The organism is Amycolatopsis albispora, assembly GCF_003312875.1.
GTDB lineage: Bacteria > Actinomycetota > Actinomycetes > Mycobacteriales > Pseudonocardiaceae > Amycolatopsis > Amycolatopsis albispora.
The window spans coordinates 7,975,846-7,990,638 of sequence record NZ_CP015163.1; the positions used below are offsets into that span (position 1 = coordinate 7,975,846).

The window sequence follows — 14,793 nt, forward strand, 5'->3', positions numbered from 1 at the left end:
TTTGGAGGGATGGAGGTGGGCCCCACTTCGGTTGGGATGAGGGTGGGCCAAGCCTCCGGTTTCGCGGGGGACGTCTGGCTTGGATGGTGGCGGGCTGCCTGCGCCGGGATGCTGGAGAGCGGCCGCGTCTGGTGGCGCGCCGGGGTGGCGCCGATGTCACGAATGTGGCTTTCGAGACGTTTGGCGTCCCGAATGTGGCTTTCGTGACATGGGCGGGGGACACGAATGTGGCTTTCGGGGCGTGATCGGCCCCCAAAGCCACATTCGTGTCCGAAGCGGGCGCGGGTGGGCTAGGTCAGTAGCTTGGCCAGGCCGGTGTAGCCGCCATCGTGCAGCCGTTTGCCGGAGACGCCGAAGTAGTCCGGCGAGGCCTCCACCCCCAGGCCTTCGACCATCCGGTTCATGAAGTTGAACAGCGCGCACACCAGCACCGCGTCGTGCAGGGCCTTTTCCTCCCAGCCCGCCGCGTACACGGCCTCCGCGTCCGCCTCCGTCATTCGGGACGGCGTTCGCGTCAGCTTGCCGACGTACCGCAGCACCGGCTTCATCTTCGAGTCCACCGGCGAACCGTCGAGATCGGTCAGCGCCGCCACCAGCAGGCCTTCCGGGACGCCGAACTGCTCGGCCGTCACCGTGTGCACCCCATGACAGTAATCGCAGCCGTTGATGCCCGAAACATAAGCGGCGATCAGTTCCCGCTCGCCCGCCGAAAAAGGCGAAGGCGCGCGCATCACCAATTCATGGTAATCGAGCAGCGGACGCGCCGTTTCCGGGAATTTCCGGAACACCGAGAGCAGCGCCGAATCCGTGCCCAATGACTTCAGGAAAGACATCGGAAGGAACCCCTAATCAGAGTGACGGTCGATTTCCTCGCGGCGCAGCCAGCACGCGGCGAGATACGCCACCGTGGCCGGGCCCGCGTCGCCGAGGTCGCAGCCCGCCAGCAGGCGCAGGGTCTGCTCCCAGGCCAGCCGCAGTGAGGCGAAGTCCGCTGGCGGACCGCCGGCCGCGGCGAGGGCGTCGCGGGCGGCGAGCCAGCGGGTGGCGCCCGCGGCGACCAGGGCGTCGAGCGAGAACTGCAGCGGGGCGTCGTGCCGGGCGTGGTCCACCGCCAGGGTGACCTGGCCCGGATCGTCGAACAGCGAAGCGAGCCCGAGCCCGGCGAGCAGTCGCCGGGCGTCCAGCCCCATCAGGATGACGCCGGTCTCCGTCGACGCCGGACCGTCCACCGCCGGCAGCGTGAACCGCGTGTCGTGCGTGCTAGACACCGGCGACCGCCTTCGAAGCCGCCAGCGGCGCGCCGCGCTGCACCCCGTGCGCCACCGCCGCCGCGACGCGCGCGGTGGCCACGCGGTGACCATCGATGTTGCGCGCCGCCGGGCCCAGCGCCATGCCCGCCGCCGCGCCGACCGCGAACACCCGCGGCGCCCGGCAGTAGGCCAGCGACCGCTCGTCCAGATCCGGCCAGCCGTCGCGTGCGCCGACGACCTCCTCAGGCAGCAGCTGGTCACCGATCCACGGCACCGTGCCGAGCGCGAGCGCGACGTGGTCACCGTGCACCGCCGAGCCGTCGGCCAGCCGGACCTCGCCGGTGCCGACCCCGGTGACCGCCTGCCCGCGGTGCACGACCAGCCTGCCGTTGGCCTCGGCCCGCTCCAGCCCCGGCCGGAACTCGAACATCACCGACGCCCGCCGGAACGCGCGCATCAGCCCGAGCCGGTCCTCCCAGCTCACGCTGTCGAACCGGGTGCGCCCCTCCGGGCGGAAGAACGACGAGTTCACGTCCGCGCACTGGTACCGCTCGCCGGTCTCCCGGAACACCCAGTGCACCTTGGCGCCCCCGGCGAGCCCGTTCGCGACCAGGTGCGCGGCCGACAAACCCGCGCCGACCACGATCAGCTCATCAACACCGCCGGGCGCCCGTTCGTCCCAGTAGCGAACACCCTCCGGAGTCTCCGGCCCCGGCCACCAGCCATCCGGTGCCTTCCGGCGCTCTTCACCCGTGCAGAGCACCACGAACCGCGCCGACACCTCGTGCTCGCCCGCGCACACGGTGACCGAGTTCTTCCCCGGCAGCACCGCGTGCACGGTGGCCTGCCAGGTCCGCTCGGTCACCCGGTGCGTCGAGGCGACCTGGCGGCAGTAGGCCTCGAACACGTCGACCGGGACCACCGACCGGTGCCCAGCCTGCGACATCCGGACCTCGCGGCGTTCCACCGGCGTCAGCCGCGCCCAGTTCAACCGCGCGAAGTCCAGCAGTTCGCAGTCGCGGTAGCCCTCCGCGCCGGGGTGGTGTTCGTACGGGGAGCGCAGCACGCGCTGACCGAGGGTGTCCACCCGGTCGAAGAACCGCCCGCACGGGCGAGTCCCGCGATCGAACAGGACGACGTCGCGCACTCCGTGGTGCCAGAGCGCGGCGGCGACCGCCAGGCCGGCCGGGCCGGTGCCGACGATCACCGCGTCGGCGGTGCGGGGAGGCTCGTCCAGCCTCGCCGCACCGCCGAGAGCGGTCGGCAGCGGCCAGTCACGGCCGCGAGGGGAGTCCAGGAGGTGGGGCTCCGGGACGAAGACGGTCGACACCGATCACCCGACGATGGTCACGGGCACGATCAGTTCGACCACCTGGCGCTGCGGCATGCCGTTGGTGATCAGGCCGTCGAGCGTCTCGGCCGACTTCTCGGCGCTGTCGGTGGCGATCGGGCTGTAGCGCGAGTACGCGTAGGCGGGGTTGGTACCGCTGGTCTCCAGCGTGTACACCTTCAGCACCGCCTCGCCGGGGCGGACCTCACCGTCGTAGAAGGTGACGCGCCGCTGGTCCGGGGTCATGAAGGTCTTCGAGAACTGCCGCGACATCAGCATGGTGTCGGCGTCGTTGACGATGGTGGAGTCCTCGTCGGTGGTGACCTGCATGGCCACCCAGGTCTTGTCGGTCAGGTTGGTCTCCGACTTGATGATCTGCCAGCGGCCCGGCGCCGGCAGGTTGACCGTGACCGACACGTCGTGGTCGGTGGTGTCGATCGCACCGGTGATCATCAGCACCCGGCGGGCGACGTCGGCGACGCCCGCCATTTGAATGTCGCGAGCGCGCACACGGCCTGAAACATCAAGGCCGGGAAATTCCGGGTTTTCCGGTGACTCCATTTTATTTACTCCTCGCAATTCCCGGCGAAGAACGCCCCATTTGTCAACCGAAACAAAGAGTTTCACACGGTCAGGGGACTGTCAAGGAGTCGGTTATGGGTGCGATAAGCCGTCATGCGGGAATGTGAAATCCTCATCCGGCGACGGCCGCGGCTGGGCCGTTCGGCCTATTGCCGGCGCGGCGGTTCGGGCTAAGCCGCCGCCGGCGGTGCCTCGGGGGGTGAGCCGGCCTCGGGCAGCCCGGCGTCCTCTGGCGTGCCGATGAACACCACGCCGAACGAGTCGAAGTGGTGCAGCCTGATCTTCATCAGCAGCTTCGGCCGGACCCGGACGTAGAACTCCTCGGCCCGTTCCTCGTCGTCGATGATCTCGTAGGTGCGGAACACCGACCCGTCCAGCACCGTGAACAGCGCCGTGTACAGCGCGTTCTTCTCCGCCTGGTAGGCCTCGGCCGCCCAGTGCTCGATCACCCGCATCCCGGACCGCAGTCTCGCGCTCATGGTCATCTGGCCGGCCTCCTCCAACGGGCTCCAGCCGATCCTGACAAAGGAGCACAACGACGCACGCCCCGAAGCCACCCGCTCCCGACCCCACCCGCGTGCACCCATCCATGGTGCTCCGGCGGGGCCGCCGCGTCTTCTCCGATCTTGCGCGCCCTCAGCGAACCGTCAGCACATGCGGACTTCGACCGGCGGGCTGAACCGGGTCCGCTTCGACCAGCCCTGCTCGGCGCCGATGGAAAGAATGAGGGTGCGATCCGACGGTGCCCAGTAACCGATGCGCTGGAAATACGTTTCCATCGTGCACAGCTTTTCGCAGGTGCGTTTTCCGCTGATCAGGTCCCAGCCCCACTGGCGGCCGCTGGCCTCACCGCCGTTGCGGCGGACGAACATGCGCGGATTCCCGATTTCGCGGTAGTAGGCGTGCCCGCTGACGATGCGCAGCCTGCCGTCGATGAGGTAGCTGTGGTTGTCGTTGTAGAGGCTGAGCAGCCCCGAGATCTCGAATTCCACGCTGCCGCTCTTCGGCCCGGTCAGCGTCCAGCGCAGGAGGAAGTTCTTGATGCCGTCGTCATCGGCACCGCCGGCGCTGTCCGCCTGGCTGCCCGTCGCGTTTTCCGGTGCCGTGCTCGACGACATGTCCGCCTCCCGTCCAATACCGTGGTTGTCCGATTTTTACGGTATTGCCACTGACCGGAAGCGCAATGCGCGTCAGCGGTTTTCACTCGAAGAGGTAGGACGAATTCTTTTCGCGTTACCCGATGGCTAGTGCGTTCAGGTACAACCACTGTCCACTCTCACGGCGGAATCGGCTGTTCTCCCGTAACTCGCCGTCATGTCCGTGCTGCCGGTACCGCGCCACGAATTCCACCGTGCCTTCGGTGTGCAGCAACCCGCCGCCGGTGTGCCCGAGTATCTCCAGCGAGGTCCACCGCTGCGCCGGGTCCAGTTCGAGCGAGGCCGGTCGGGTGTCCGGGTGCCAGGTCCGCAGCAGGTAGTCCGCGTCGCCGACGGCGAACGCGCTGAACCGCGAGCGCATCAGCTGCTCGGCCGTGGCCGCGGTGGCCTCACCGCGGTGGAGGCGACCGCAGCAACCGGCGTACGGCTCACCCGATCCACACGGGCAGAGGCGGTGCTTTCGCGACATGCCGTGATTGCACCACAGTGGAGGATCAGTAGTCCGGACGGTCCTCGTCGCTCGTGTCGGGTGGGTCGATCACGACGAGCAACGCCCGCCCGGCGTCGGTGTTCCCGGCCGCGGCGCGCTCGGCCAGTTCGTGGACCAGGCGCTTGCGCCCCAGCACGGCGGCCAGGTGCCGGGCGGCCTCGGCGTCCCCGGCGTCGGCCAGCGGGCGGAGTTCGGTGTCGCGGTCCTGTTCGGCCAGCACCCACAGGTAATAACGCCACGCCTTCGCGCGCCCGGCCTTGGCGTGTTCGAGCAGTTCCCCGGCCCGTCCGGCCACCCGCAGCTCGTTGATCAGGACGCCGGCCGCTTCTTCGTCGCCGTCCGCCACCCGGGCGCGGAGCGTGCCGAGATCCGGTTTCGGTGGTCTGCGGGCCCGGACGGGCGCCGGTTCGGCGGGGCGGCGCAGCCGGGCCAGCATCGCCTCGGCTCGTGGGTACCCCTCGGCCGCCAGCTTCTGCAACGCCTGTTCGTCACCGCGGGCGAAGTAGGCGCTGACCAGGTACTTCTTGGCCTTGGCGTCACCGGCGCCGGCGAACTCGCGCAATCCGGCCAGGTCCTCCCGCTTGGCCAGCAGTTCGACCAGTTCCGACCGGGCATGCCAGCTGCCGGGCACCCTGGCACGCAACTCTTCGACCCGGCCCTGGGCGGCCAGCAGGCTTTCCAGCTTCCACCCGCCCCAGGTGGCCGCGTGGTCGGCCCAGTACAGGACTTCGATCGCCCTGTCCGGTTCGGTCCGGGCGTACCGGTAGACCAGGAAGGTGGCCGCCGTGCGGTCTCCCGCCTGGGCCAGCCGCTCGATTTCGGCGACCTCGTTGGTGCTCCACAGATGCCGGACGTAGGCGTCCATGCTCGGCTCGTCCCCGGCTTCGGCGCTTTCACGTACTTCGTCCAGCCTGCCCATCCGGACGAGCAGCGACGGCAGTTCGTACTTGGCGTAGCGGGAACCGGCTTCCGCGCGGGCACGCAGTTCCTCGACGGCTTCCTGTGCGACCAGCCGCCGCACGAGCATTTCCTCCGACGGCCGGTGGCCCTGGTCGGCCAGGGCGCGGAGGCCGGTCAGGTCGTCGGAGAAGGAGCGCCGCTCGGCCATCCGCCGCACCGCGTAGGCGTTGCCCGCGTCCGCGAGTGCCGGTAGCTCGTCCTCCCAGCCGAGCAGACCGGCCAGGTGGTCGAGGAAGATCGCGGCGGTGGTGTGCCCGGCGTAGGCGCGCTCGCGCAACTCCGCGAACGAGCCCGAAACGACCAGCTGCCGGACTTCGTCGCGCTCCATGTGCCGAACGCTACGGTGAAAATCGGGGCGTCGCCGGGCCTTTCCCCGATTCGAGCGCGATGAACGCCGTTCATCGGCCGTGTTAATCGTCAGTTCGCCGTTGGACCGTTCGGCGCCTGGACTGGTCTCCCCCGATGTGCGGGAATTCCGGGGAGAGGGGGTCAGTGCACGCCAATGACAGAGGAACTGCTCGACCGGCTCGGGGAGATCGCCGCCGGGAGGCGGATCACCGTGCGCGGGAACTGGGCCGGAATCCGCGGCCAGGGCACCATTCCGGCGCGGGGCTGGAAGATCCACGTCTCGGCCCGGCCGGTCACGCTCGCGCAGACCGTCGAACTGGCGTTGCCGATCCTGCTCGCCGCCGAGTGCGAGTTCCGCGTGGTGCGCTCGGCGCGCGTGCTGCGTGAGCTGAACGCCGGAGATCCGGCGACCACCGGGCACGCGCTGATCGTGCACGCCGCCGACGAGGTCGCCGTCCGGCTGGCCACCGAACTGGCCACCGCGCTGACCGGGCTGGCCGCGCCCGAAGTCACCGGAGCGCGCCGACTCCGCCCGGACGCCCCGGTGTACTACCGGTTCGGTGCCTTCACACCACAGTTCGATGTGGACGAATTCGGCGAGTTCACCCCGGCCGTCTGCGAACCAGCCGGCGTGCCGGATCCCTTCCATCACAACGATCCGGTGGCCGCGCCCGAGTGGATCGGCCGCTACCGCCTGCTTTCCGGCCCGGACGGCAACGTCTACCGGGCGTTGGACCCGTCGGGCCGGGCCGTGGTGCTCAAGCGCGCGAAGGCCTTCGTCGGCGAGACCGAGGACGGCATCGACCTGCGCTGGCAGCTGCGCAACGAACGCCGCGTGCTCCAGGCGCTGGCGGGCGTGGCCGGGGTGCCGGACCTGATCGACCACTTCCGCATCGACGAGAACGAGTACCTGGTCACCGCCGACGCGGGCGCGGTGACCCTCGCCGAATCCGGGCGGGTCCGCCGGATCGGGCCGCTCGCCGCGCAGCTGGTCGCCGTGCTCGACGCGGTGCACGAACGCGGGGTGGTGGTCCGCGACCTGTCGCCGAAGAACATCGTGCTCTCCGACCGCGGCTGCACGCTGATCGACTTCGGCACCAGCCGGTACGACGGTTACCAGCTGCCCGGCTGGACCCCCGGTTACGGCGTGCCGGACCAGAGCGCCGATCGCCCGGCGGTGCCCGAGGACGACTACTTCTCCCTCGGCGCCACCCTGTTCTTCGCCGCCACCGGGATGGATCCGGTGACCACGGACCCGGATCCGCTGCGGAACCTCGAGCGCACGCTGCTGGCCTATCGGCGGGTCGAATCCGGTGGCCTGGTGCCGCGGCTGCTCAGCCTCGACCCGGCCGAGCGCGTGGCGGCGGTCGCGGACATCCGCGCGGGCAGGCGCCGCCGCGCGCCGAAGCCCGCCGCCACCGGCCCGGAGATCACCGGCGACCTGCTCGAATCGGCGATCGAGTGGACGGTGGCCGAATGCGTGCACCACGCCGAGCGCCTGATGGACGACGAACCACCGGTCACGAACGTCCACCGCGGGGCCACCGGGCTGGGCATGGAGCTGCTGCACCACCCCGGCGGTGAGGCCGTCGCGCGGGAACTCGCCCGCCGGATCGCCGGGCACCAGCCACCCGTGCCGCCGCCGAACGGCCTGTTCTCCGGCCGCACCGGCACCGCCCTGTTCCTGGCCACCGCCGGGTTGCCGGAAACCCCGCGGCTCGAACTCACCGGGCGCGAGGGCCCCGGCTACGTGCACGGGCTGGCCGGGATCGGCATGGGGCACCTGCTGCTGCAGTCCGTGGCCGAGCATTCGGACAACTTCACCGTCGCCGACGAGTGCGCCCACCGCGTCTTGACCGATACCGGCACCGAGCGTGGTTTCGCCGGGGGACAGGCCGGCGTCGCCGCCTTCCTGCTCGCGCACCACCGCGCCACCGGCGACCCGGCCACCGGCACCACCGCGCTCCGGCTGTTCGACCGGCTGCGCACCGAGGTGGCCGAGCGGACGCGGGTGCTGCGCCGCCGGACCGCCCCGGCGCACGCGGCGGACTGGTGGCAGGGCCTGGCCGGGCTCATCCCCCCGCTGCTCGCGGCCGCGCGGGCCTACGGCGAGGACCGCTACCTCGACCTGGCCGGTGAAGGCGCGCGGGCCTGCCTGTCCGTGGCGCCGCGGGTCCCGTCGGTCTCGCAGACCCACGGGCTGGCCGGGATCGGCGAAACCCTCGCCGACGTCGCGCTGGCCACCGGTGACGAGGAGTTCTGGGACGGGGCCACGCGGATCGCCGAGCTGATCCTGCTGCGGTCCGGCGGCGACTACGCCAAGCCGGTGTTCCCCGGGGGTGGCGGCTGGGCGCACGGGGCCGCCGGAGTGCTCAGCTTCCTGCGCAGACTTCACGGCCGGGCGGGGGCCCGGCCGTGGAGCCCGGAGTGGTCGCCGCCCCCGCGATCACTCCGGGTCACGCCGAATCGCGCTAGCGTGTGAGTCGAGCCGGGCCCTAGGAATGTTTCGACCGCACTGTGGGCACAATGTCCGGTAGCCAAGGACTGGAGGCGCCGATGAAGATCACGATCGACCGCGACCGCTGCTGTGGTGCGGGCCAGTGCGTGCTCGCCGCACCGGACGTGTTCGACCAGGACGACGAAGAGGGCCTGGTCGTGGTGCTCGACGAGTCGCCGGCCCCCGAGCACCACGAGGCGGTGCGCGAGGCGGCGTCGGTCTGCCCGACCGCCACGATCGAAGTCACCGAGTGAGCGTTGTCGTTGTCGGCGCTTCGGCCGCCGGTTTCGCCACGGCCGAAGGACTCCGCCGCAACGGCTACGACGGCGCGCTGACGTTGGTCGGCGCCGAACCGGAGCTGCCGTACGACCGGCCGCCGCTGTCGAAGCAGGTGCTCACCGGGCAGTGGGACGCCGAGCGCATCCGCCTGTGCGGTCAGGACAAGGCCGCCGAACTGGGGCTGGACCTGCGCCTGGGCACCCCGGCCGCGGCGCTGGACACCGGCGCGCGGCGGCTGAGCCTCGCCGACGGCACCGAGCTGCCCTACGAGCAGCTGGTGATCGCCACCGGTGTCGCGCCGCGTCCGCTGCCCGGCACCGAGGGCCTGCGTGGTGTGCGCATGCTGCGCAGCCTGGAGGACACGCTCGCGCTGCGTGCCGAACTGCGCCCGGGAACGCGGCTGGTGGTGATCGGTGCCGGGTTCCTCGGCACCGAGATCGCCGCCGCCGCGCGCACGCTGGGCGCCGAGGTGTGGCTGGTCGAACCGGAGCCCGTGCCGCTGGGGGTCGTCGTCGGCCCGGAGGTCGGCGAGTTCGTCGCCGGGCTGCACCGGGAGCGCGGTGTGCAGCTGCGGACCGGGATCGCGGTCCGCGACTTCAAAGCGAACGCCGGTGCCGTCGAGGCGGTCGTGCTCGGCGACGGCACGGAACTGCCGTGCGATCTGGTGGTGGTCGCGATCGGCTCGGTGCCCTCGACCGGCTGGCTGGCTGGTTCGGGACTCACCCTGGGTGACGGGATCGAATGCGACGCCCGGTGCTCGGCCGCGCCGGGGGTGTACGCCGCCGGTGACGTCGCGTCCTGGTTCCACGAGCGCGTAGGCGCCCGCGTCCGGCTCGAGCACCGCACCAACGCCACCGAGCAGGGCCTGTACGTGGCGAAGGCGCTGCTGGGCCAAGCGGGCGAATCCTTCACCCCGGTGCCGTACTTCTGGTCCGACCAGTACGACACCAAGCTCACCGCCTTCGGCCTGCTCCGCGGTGCCGACGAGCGCCGCGTGGTCGAAGGCTCGATCGCCGACGGCGAATTCGTTGTCCTGTACCGCAAGGCAGACCGGCTGACCGGCGTGCTCGGCGTGCGCCGCGCCAAGTCCGTGCGGCGGTGGCGCGCCCTGCTCGCGGCCGGCTCCGGCTGGGCCGAAGCGCTCGCCGATAGTCCTAAATAGACATGTCCGCTATCGGACAGCTCCGGCGTCCTCGCTTGCCCTGACCGGCCCCGGCTCGGTAATGTCTGCTTCCGCTGGCCTTTGAAAGCGCTTTCACGACGTCGTGGGAGGTAGCTGGGATGAGCGGACACGCCAAGGCGGCGCGCTGGTTGCTCACCGTGTGCACGGTGCTCGCGCTGGCCGCCCCGCCCGCGCTCGCGCGGGACGACGAGCCGATCACCGATCCGTTCCCGGAGGACCCCGCGCTCGCGGACTTCGGGCTGGTGCTCGAGGAAATGACGCAGCTGCCGAAAACCGAGCCGGTGCCGCCGACCACGGACGACCGGATCAAGCGCCACGCGCGGATCAACTACGTCGGTGAGGTGCCCGACGGCTCCGGCAGGCTGTACGTGCCGGACCTCAACGGCCCGATGTACCTGCTGGAGAACGGCGTGCCGCGGGTGTACCTGGACGTGGGGAACACCTTCGAACCGGACTTCTGGTCGCACAAGGGACTGGGCAGCGGCTTCGGTTTTGTCGCCTTCGACCCGGAGTTCGCCGAGAACGGCCGGTTCTACACCACGCACACCGAAGCGGACGCCGCGCTGACCACCAAGCCGCCGGACCTGTGGCCGCAGCCGAAGACGGTGATCCACAGCGTGATCACCGAGTGGACCGCCGACGACCCGTCGGCTCCGGTTTTCACCGGCACGAAACGGGAAATGCTGCGGATCGGCTTCATGAGCTACATCCACGCGATCCAGCAGATCGGCTTCAACCCGGTGGCGAAGCCGGGTGACGAGGACTACGGCCTGCTCTACCTCGCCGTCGGTGACGGCGGGCGCGGCGTGAGCAGCGACGACCCGCAGAACCTCGCCGTGCCGCAGGGAAAGATCCTGCGCATCGATCCACGCGGGACGAACAGCGCGAACGGCAAGTACGGCATTCCGGCGGCGAACCCGTTCGTGGGCAAGGAAGGCGCGCTCGGCGAGATCTACGCCTACGGCTTCCGCGACCCGCACCGGTTCAGCTTCGACACCGGCGGCCGCAACCGGCTCTACGTCGGCAGCATCGGCGAGCACGAGATCGAGTCCATCTACGAGGTGCGGGCCGGGGACAACCTCGGCTGGGGCGAGCGCGAAGGACCGTTCGTCTACAAGCGATCCGACAAGTGCAACCTCTACCCGCTGCCCGCCGACGACGCGAAGTACCGCTACACCTATCCCGTCGCCGCCTACGACCACGACCCGCCGCCGGACCTGCCGTGCGGCGCGGACAGCGGGCACGCGGTGGCCGGCGGGTTCGTCTACCGCGGCGGCAACATCCCGTTCCTGCAAGGGAAGTACCTGTTCGGCGACCTGGTGGACGGCCGTATCTGGTACACCGAGTCCGGCGAGATGCGGCACGGCAGCAAGAAGATGGCCACCATGCACCAGCTGCGCCTGTTCGACACCGCGGGCAACGAGAAGACGATGGCCGACTTCGCCGGAGACGACCGGATCGACCTGCGGTTCGGCGTGGACGGCTCGGACGAGCTGTTCGTACTGGCCAAGGCCAACGGCAAGATCTGGCGGGTCACGGGGGTCAAGCATGTCTAGGCGCGTCCTGGCGGGCGCGCTCGCCGTGCTCGGCTGCCTCTCCCTGACCACACCCGCGTCGGCGGCGCCCGAGTACGTGCTGCCGTCGCTGAAACCCGATCTCGTCGTGTACTACGACTTCGAGCACCCGCTGCCGGGCAACCCGGCGAAGGAGCAGGACCAGGGCTTTTCCGGCACCACGCTGGACCTGGTCAACGGCGGCGCGGAGATGCGGGCCGCGGGCGGGGCCCATCCGGCCAGCGCGAATCACCTCACCACCAGGCAGGTCGCGCCGGACACCGCGGGCAACGACGACTGGAAGGCCGGGGTCTACTCGCCGACCGGCGTGCCGAGCATGCGCGCGTTCAACGCGGTGCGCCAGACCACGGTGATGGGCTGGTTCCGGATGTCGGCGCACAACCCGGCGCCCAACTCCGGCACGCCCGCGCCCGGTGACTTCTACAACGCCGTCGGGCTCGCGGGTGTGCTTTCCGGCACATCCGACGGCCACGGCGTGCGGGCGCTGCTGGAGCTGATCCAGGTCGACGGGGAACTGCGGGTGGTCGCGCTCGGCCGCCGCCTCGACAGCGGAGCGTCACAGACCTTCGCCGCCCAGCAGGACTGGCGGAGCATCCTGCCGCCGGACGAGTGGGTGTTCCTGGCCGCCACCTTCGACTTCGGCACCGGGGAAATGGCGCTGTACCGCAACGGCAGGCCGCTGCCCGGCTTCTACGTCACCCCCGGTGACCCCTGGGAACTCGGCGGCCCCGGCCCGCACGTCAGCTCGCCGACCGATCCACGCGGCATCAAGATCGGCGGCAGCTTCCCGCAGGACACCCGCGAGGCGAACCCGTGCGACTGCGGGTTCGACAGCCTGATGTTCCTCGACCGCGCGGTCACCCGCTGGGAGGTGCTCGCGCAGTACCATCGCGCCGTGCGCGAGTGATCCGTGGCTCTCCCGGCTGACACGCGGGCACCCTCGACCGAACATATGGTCGGTGGTGCCCGCTAGTCTCGAGTAGGGTAGGACGCCGCCGCGCGCCGCCGCCCATGTCGAGATCAGGCGTGCCTCGCACGCCGTGAGCTGGGAGAACGACCCTGTGACTGCTTCTGCCGAGTCCCTGTACGGGGCAAACGACCTCACCCACCTGGAAGGTCTGGAAGCGGTCCGGAAGCGGCCCGGCATGTACATCGGGTCCACCGACAGCCGCGGCATCAACCACCTGTTCTCCGAGGTGGTGGACAACTCCACCGACGAGGGCGTGGCCGGGTACGCCACGAAGGTGGTGGTCACCCTGCACGCCGACGGCAGCGTCCAGGTCGACGACGACGGCCGCGGCATCCCCACCGGTGTGCACACCAAGTCCGGCCTGTCCGGGGTCGAGCTGGTGCTCACCCGGCTGCACGCGGGCGGCAAGTTCGGCGGTTCCGGCTACAAGACCTCGGGCGGCCTGCACGGTGTCGGCGCCTCGGCGGTGAACGCGCTGTCGCACCGGTTCGACGTGACCGTGAAGCAGGACGGCAAGGTCCACCAGATGTCCTTCGCGCACGGGAAACCCGGGAGTTTCGACGGCCCCGGCCCGAAGGCGAAGTTCACCCCGCGCTCTGGGCTGCAGGTGGTCCGGAAGATGAAGCGCGGCGAGCGCACCGGCACGTCCATCCGGTACTGGTACGACGCGCGTTACTTCGAGAACGGCGCCGCGCTGGACACCGAGGCCGTCCGGACGAAGCTGCGCAACACCGCGTTCCTGGTGCCGGGCGTCACCTACGTGCTGCGCACCGCGGTGGACGACTCGATCAGCGAGGAGACCTTCCACTTCCCCAACGGCCTCCAGGACATGGTCGAGTTCCTCGCGCCGGACAACGAAAAGCCGGTCTCCGGCACGCTGCTGATCACCGGCGAGGGCACCTACCGCGAGAACGCCGCCGACGCGAACGGCGTGATGCAGTCCAAAGTGGAGCGCCGCGCCGAGGTGGAGGTGGCGCTGCGCTGGGGCACCGGCTACGAGCGCACGATCGAGTGCTTCAGCAACACCATTCGCAACGTGCACGGCGGCACGCACCGGCGCGGGTTCGACCGCGCCATGGTGAAGGCGATCAACGAGGCGGTGGCGAAGACCCGCGGGCTGCTCAAGCCCAAGGAGGACCCGCCGACCGTCGAGGACGTGCTCGAGGGCATGACCGCGGTGATCCACGTGCGAATCCCGGAACCGCAGTTCACCTCGCAGACCAAGGACGAGCTGTCCACCGCGGGCATCACCAAGGTGATCCAGGGCGTGGTGGAGCGCCACATCAAGGCCTGGACCGAGGACCGCAAGACCAAAACCGAAGCCAAGACCGTGCTGCAGAAGGTGGTCGACGCCTCGCGCGTGCGGCTGACCCAGAAGCAGCAGAAGGACGCCGCGCGCCGCAAGACCGCGCTCGAAGGCGCCGCGATGCCGCCGAAGCTGGTCGACTGCCGGTCCACCGGTGTCTCGCGCGCGGAGCTGTTCCTGGTGGAGGGTGACAGCGCGCTCGGCTCGGCACGCATGGCGCGGGTTTCGGAGTACCAGGCGCTGCTGCCGCTGCGCGGCAAGATCCTCAACGTGCAGAAGGCCAGCCTCGGCGACACGCTCAAGAACGCCGAGATCGCCTCGATCGTGCAGGTGCTCGGCGCGGGCACCGGGCGCACCTTCGACCTGGCCTCGATGCGGTACGGCCGGGTCATCCTGATGGCCGACGCCGATGTGGACGGTTCGCACATCCGGACCCTGCTGATCACGCTCTTCGCCAAGTACATGCGGCCGGTGATCGAGGACGGCAGGCTGTACGCCGCGATGCCGCCGCTGCACAAGGTGGTCACCAAGGGGCGCAACCCGGAGACCGTCTTCACCTTCACCCAGCGCGAGATGGAGAGCACGGTGGCCAGGTTGGAGGCCGCCGGCAAGCAGATCGTCACCCCGGTGCCGCGGTTCAAGGGCCTCGGCGAGATGGACGCCGACGAGCTGTGGGAGACCACGATGAACCCGGCCACCCGCTCGGTCCGCCGGATCACGCTGGACGACGCCGAAGCCGCCGAAGCCGCGCTCGAACTGCTGATGGGCGAGAAGGTCGAGCCACGCCGCAACTGGCTCGTCGAGTCCTCGCACCGGGTCGACGCCGAAGCCATCGACGCGTAAGCGCGCCGATCTACTAGGAGAGAA

General features: G+C 70.3%; 14 protein-coding genes. 6 read left to right on the forward strand and 8 right to left on the reverse strand.

All coding sequences use genetic code 11. The annotated features are described in order from the left end of the window. Positions 1-290: 290 nt before the first annotated feature. The 8 genes from A4R43_RS37840 to A4R43_RS37875 all read right to left on the reverse strand — a co-directional run bounded on the left by A4R43_RS37840 (position 291) and on the right by A4R43_RS37875 (position 6,097). Positions 291-833, reverse strand: a complete 543-nt coding sequence (locus A4R43_RS37840) for a carboxymuconolactone decarboxylase family protein (protein ID WP_113696484.1) — start codon at positions 831-833, stop codon at positions 291-293. A gap of 12 nt (positions 834-845) precedes the next feature. Continuing rightward, positions 846-1,268, reverse strand: a complete 423-nt coding sequence (locus A4R43_RS37845) for a DUF6187 family protein (protein WP_113696485.1) — start codon at positions 1,266-1,268, stop codon at positions 846-848. Continuing rightward, entirely contained in the window at positions 1,261-2,580 is a 1,320-nt protein-coding gene (locus tag A4R43_RS37850; RefSeq protein ID WP_113696486.1) for an FAD-dependent oxidoreductase, read from the reverse strand. Before A4R43_RS37850 ends, A4R43_RS37845 begins: the two co-directional genes overlap by 8 nt. Before the next feature lie 3 nt (positions 2,581-2,583). Further along, complete coding sequence (locus tag A4R43_RS37855; protein ID WP_113696487.1) at positions 2,584-3,069, reverse strand: DUF6423 family protein; 486 nt, start codon at positions 3,067-3,069, stop codon at positions 2,584-2,586. Positions 3,070-3,332: 263 nt separating this feature from the next. Next, a complete protein-coding gene (locus A4R43_RS37860; RefSeq protein ID WP_162788738.1) occupies positions 3,333-3,647 on the reverse strand; it encodes a DUF6235 family protein in 315 nt (104 codons plus the stop codon). Positions 3,648-3,809: 162 nt separating this feature from the next. Beyond that, positions 3,810-4,280 carry a hypothetical protein gene (locus A4R43_RS37865; protein ID WP_335645135.1) on the reverse strand — a complete coding sequence of 157 codons (471 nt, stop codon included), beginning with the start codon at positions 4,278-4,280 and terminating at the stop codon, positions 3,810-3,812. 115 nt (positions 4,281-4,395) lie between these two features. Continuing rightward, positions 4,396-4,788, reverse strand: a complete 393-nt coding sequence (locus tag A4R43_RS37870) for a YchJ family protein (RefSeq protein WP_113696489.1) — start codon at positions 4,786-4,788, stop codon at positions 4,396-4,398. Positions 4,789-4,813: 25 nt separating this feature from the next. Continuing rightward, positions 4,814-6,097 carry a hypothetical protein gene (locus A4R43_RS37875; protein WP_113696490.1) on the reverse strand — a complete coding sequence of 428 codons (1,284 nt, stop codon included), beginning with the start codon at positions 6,095-6,097 and terminating at the stop codon, positions 4,814-4,816. Positions 6,098-6,271: 174 nt separating this feature from the next. Here A4R43_RS37875 and A4R43_RS37880 point away from each other — a divergent pair, with 174 nt between their 5' ends. The 6 genes from A4R43_RS37880 to A4R43_RS37905 all read left to right on the forward strand — a co-directional run bounded on the left by A4R43_RS37880 (position 6,272) and on the right by A4R43_RS37905 (position 14,769). Then, a complete protein-coding gene (locus tag A4R43_RS37880) occupies positions 6,272-8,599 on the forward strand; it encodes a class III lanthionine synthetase LanKC N-terminal domain-containing protein (RefSeq protein ID WP_113696491.1) in 2,328 nt (775 codons plus the stop codon). 74 nt (positions 8,600-8,673) lie between these two features. Then, positions 8,674-8,868 carry a ferredoxin gene (locus A4R43_RS37885; RefSeq protein WP_113696492.1) on the forward strand — a complete coding sequence of 65 codons (195 nt, stop codon included), beginning with the start codon at positions 8,674-8,676 and terminating at the stop codon, positions 8,866-8,868. Further along, the gene (locus tag A4R43_RS37890) at positions 8,865-10,055 is read left to right on the forward strand and encodes an NAD(P)/FAD-dependent oxidoreductase (protein WP_113696493.1); all 1,191 of its coding nucleotides are present in this window, start codon (positions 8,865-8,867) and stop codon (positions 10,053-10,055) included. Before A4R43_RS37885 ends, A4R43_RS37890 begins: the two co-directional genes overlap by 4 nt. Before the next feature lie 119 nt (positions 10,056-10,174). Then, on the forward strand, positions 10,175-11,632 hold the full coding sequence (locus tag A4R43_RS37895) for a PQQ-dependent sugar dehydrogenase (RefSeq protein WP_113696494.1): 1,458 nt from the start codon (positions 10,175-10,177) through the stop codon (positions 11,630-11,632). Then, entirely contained in the window at positions 11,625-12,557 is a 933-nt protein-coding gene (locus tag A4R43_RS37900; RefSeq protein ID WP_113696495.1) for a hypothetical protein, read from the forward strand. Before A4R43_RS37895 ends, A4R43_RS37900 begins: the two co-directional genes overlap by 8 nt. Positions 12,558-12,711: 154 nt before the next feature. Continuing rightward, on the forward strand, positions 12,712-14,769 hold the full coding sequence (locus tag A4R43_RS37905; protein WP_113696496.1) for a DNA gyrase/topoisomerase IV subunit B: 2,058 nt from the start codon (positions 12,712-12,714) through the stop codon (positions 14,767-14,769). Positions 14,770-14,793: the final 24 nt, after the last annotated feature.

Bases quoted from the DNA above. Each gene is read 5' to 3' on its own strand.
- A4R43_RS37840 (WP_113696484.1), bottom strand. From the start codon at position 833: ATGTCTTTCCTGAAGTCATTGGGCACGGATTCGGCGCTGCTCTCGGTG.
- A4R43_RS37855 (WP_113696487.1), bottom strand. From the start codon at position 3,069: ATGGCGGGCGTCGCCGACGTCGCCCGCCGGGTGCTGATGATCACCGGT.
- A4R43_RS37860 (WP_162788738.1), bottom strand. From the start codon at position 3,647: ATGACCATGAGCGCGAGACTGCGGTCCGGGATGCGGGTGATCGAGCAC.
- A4R43_RS37865 (WP_335645135.1), bottom strand. From the start codon at position 4,280: ATGTCGTCGAGCACGGCACCGGAAAACGCGACGGGCAGCCAGGCGGAC.
- A4R43_RS37870 (WP_113696489.1), bottom strand. From the start codon at position 4,788: ATGTCGCGAAAGCACCGCCTCTGCCCGTGTGGATCGGGTGAGCCGTAC.
- A4R43_RS37875 (WP_113696490.1), bottom strand. From the start codon at position 6,097: ATGGAGCGCGACGAAGTCCGGCAGCTGGTCGTTTCGGGCTCGTTCGCG.
- A4R43_RS37880 (WP_113696491.1), top strand. From the start codon at position 6,272: ATGACAGAGGAACTGCTCGACCGGCTCGGGGAGATCGCCGCCGGGAGG.
- A4R43_RS37885 (WP_113696492.1), top strand. From the start codon at position 8,674: ATGAAGATCACGATCGACCGCGACCGCTGCTGTGGTGCGGGCCAGTGC.
- A4R43_RS37895 (WP_113696494.1), top strand. From the start codon at position 10,175: ATGAGCGGACACGCCAAGGCGGCGCGCTGGTTGCTCACCGTGTGCACG.
- A4R43_RS37900 (WP_113696495.1), top strand. From the start codon at position 11,625: ATGTCTAGGCGCGTCCTGGCGGGCGCGCTCGCCGTGCTCGGCTGCCTC.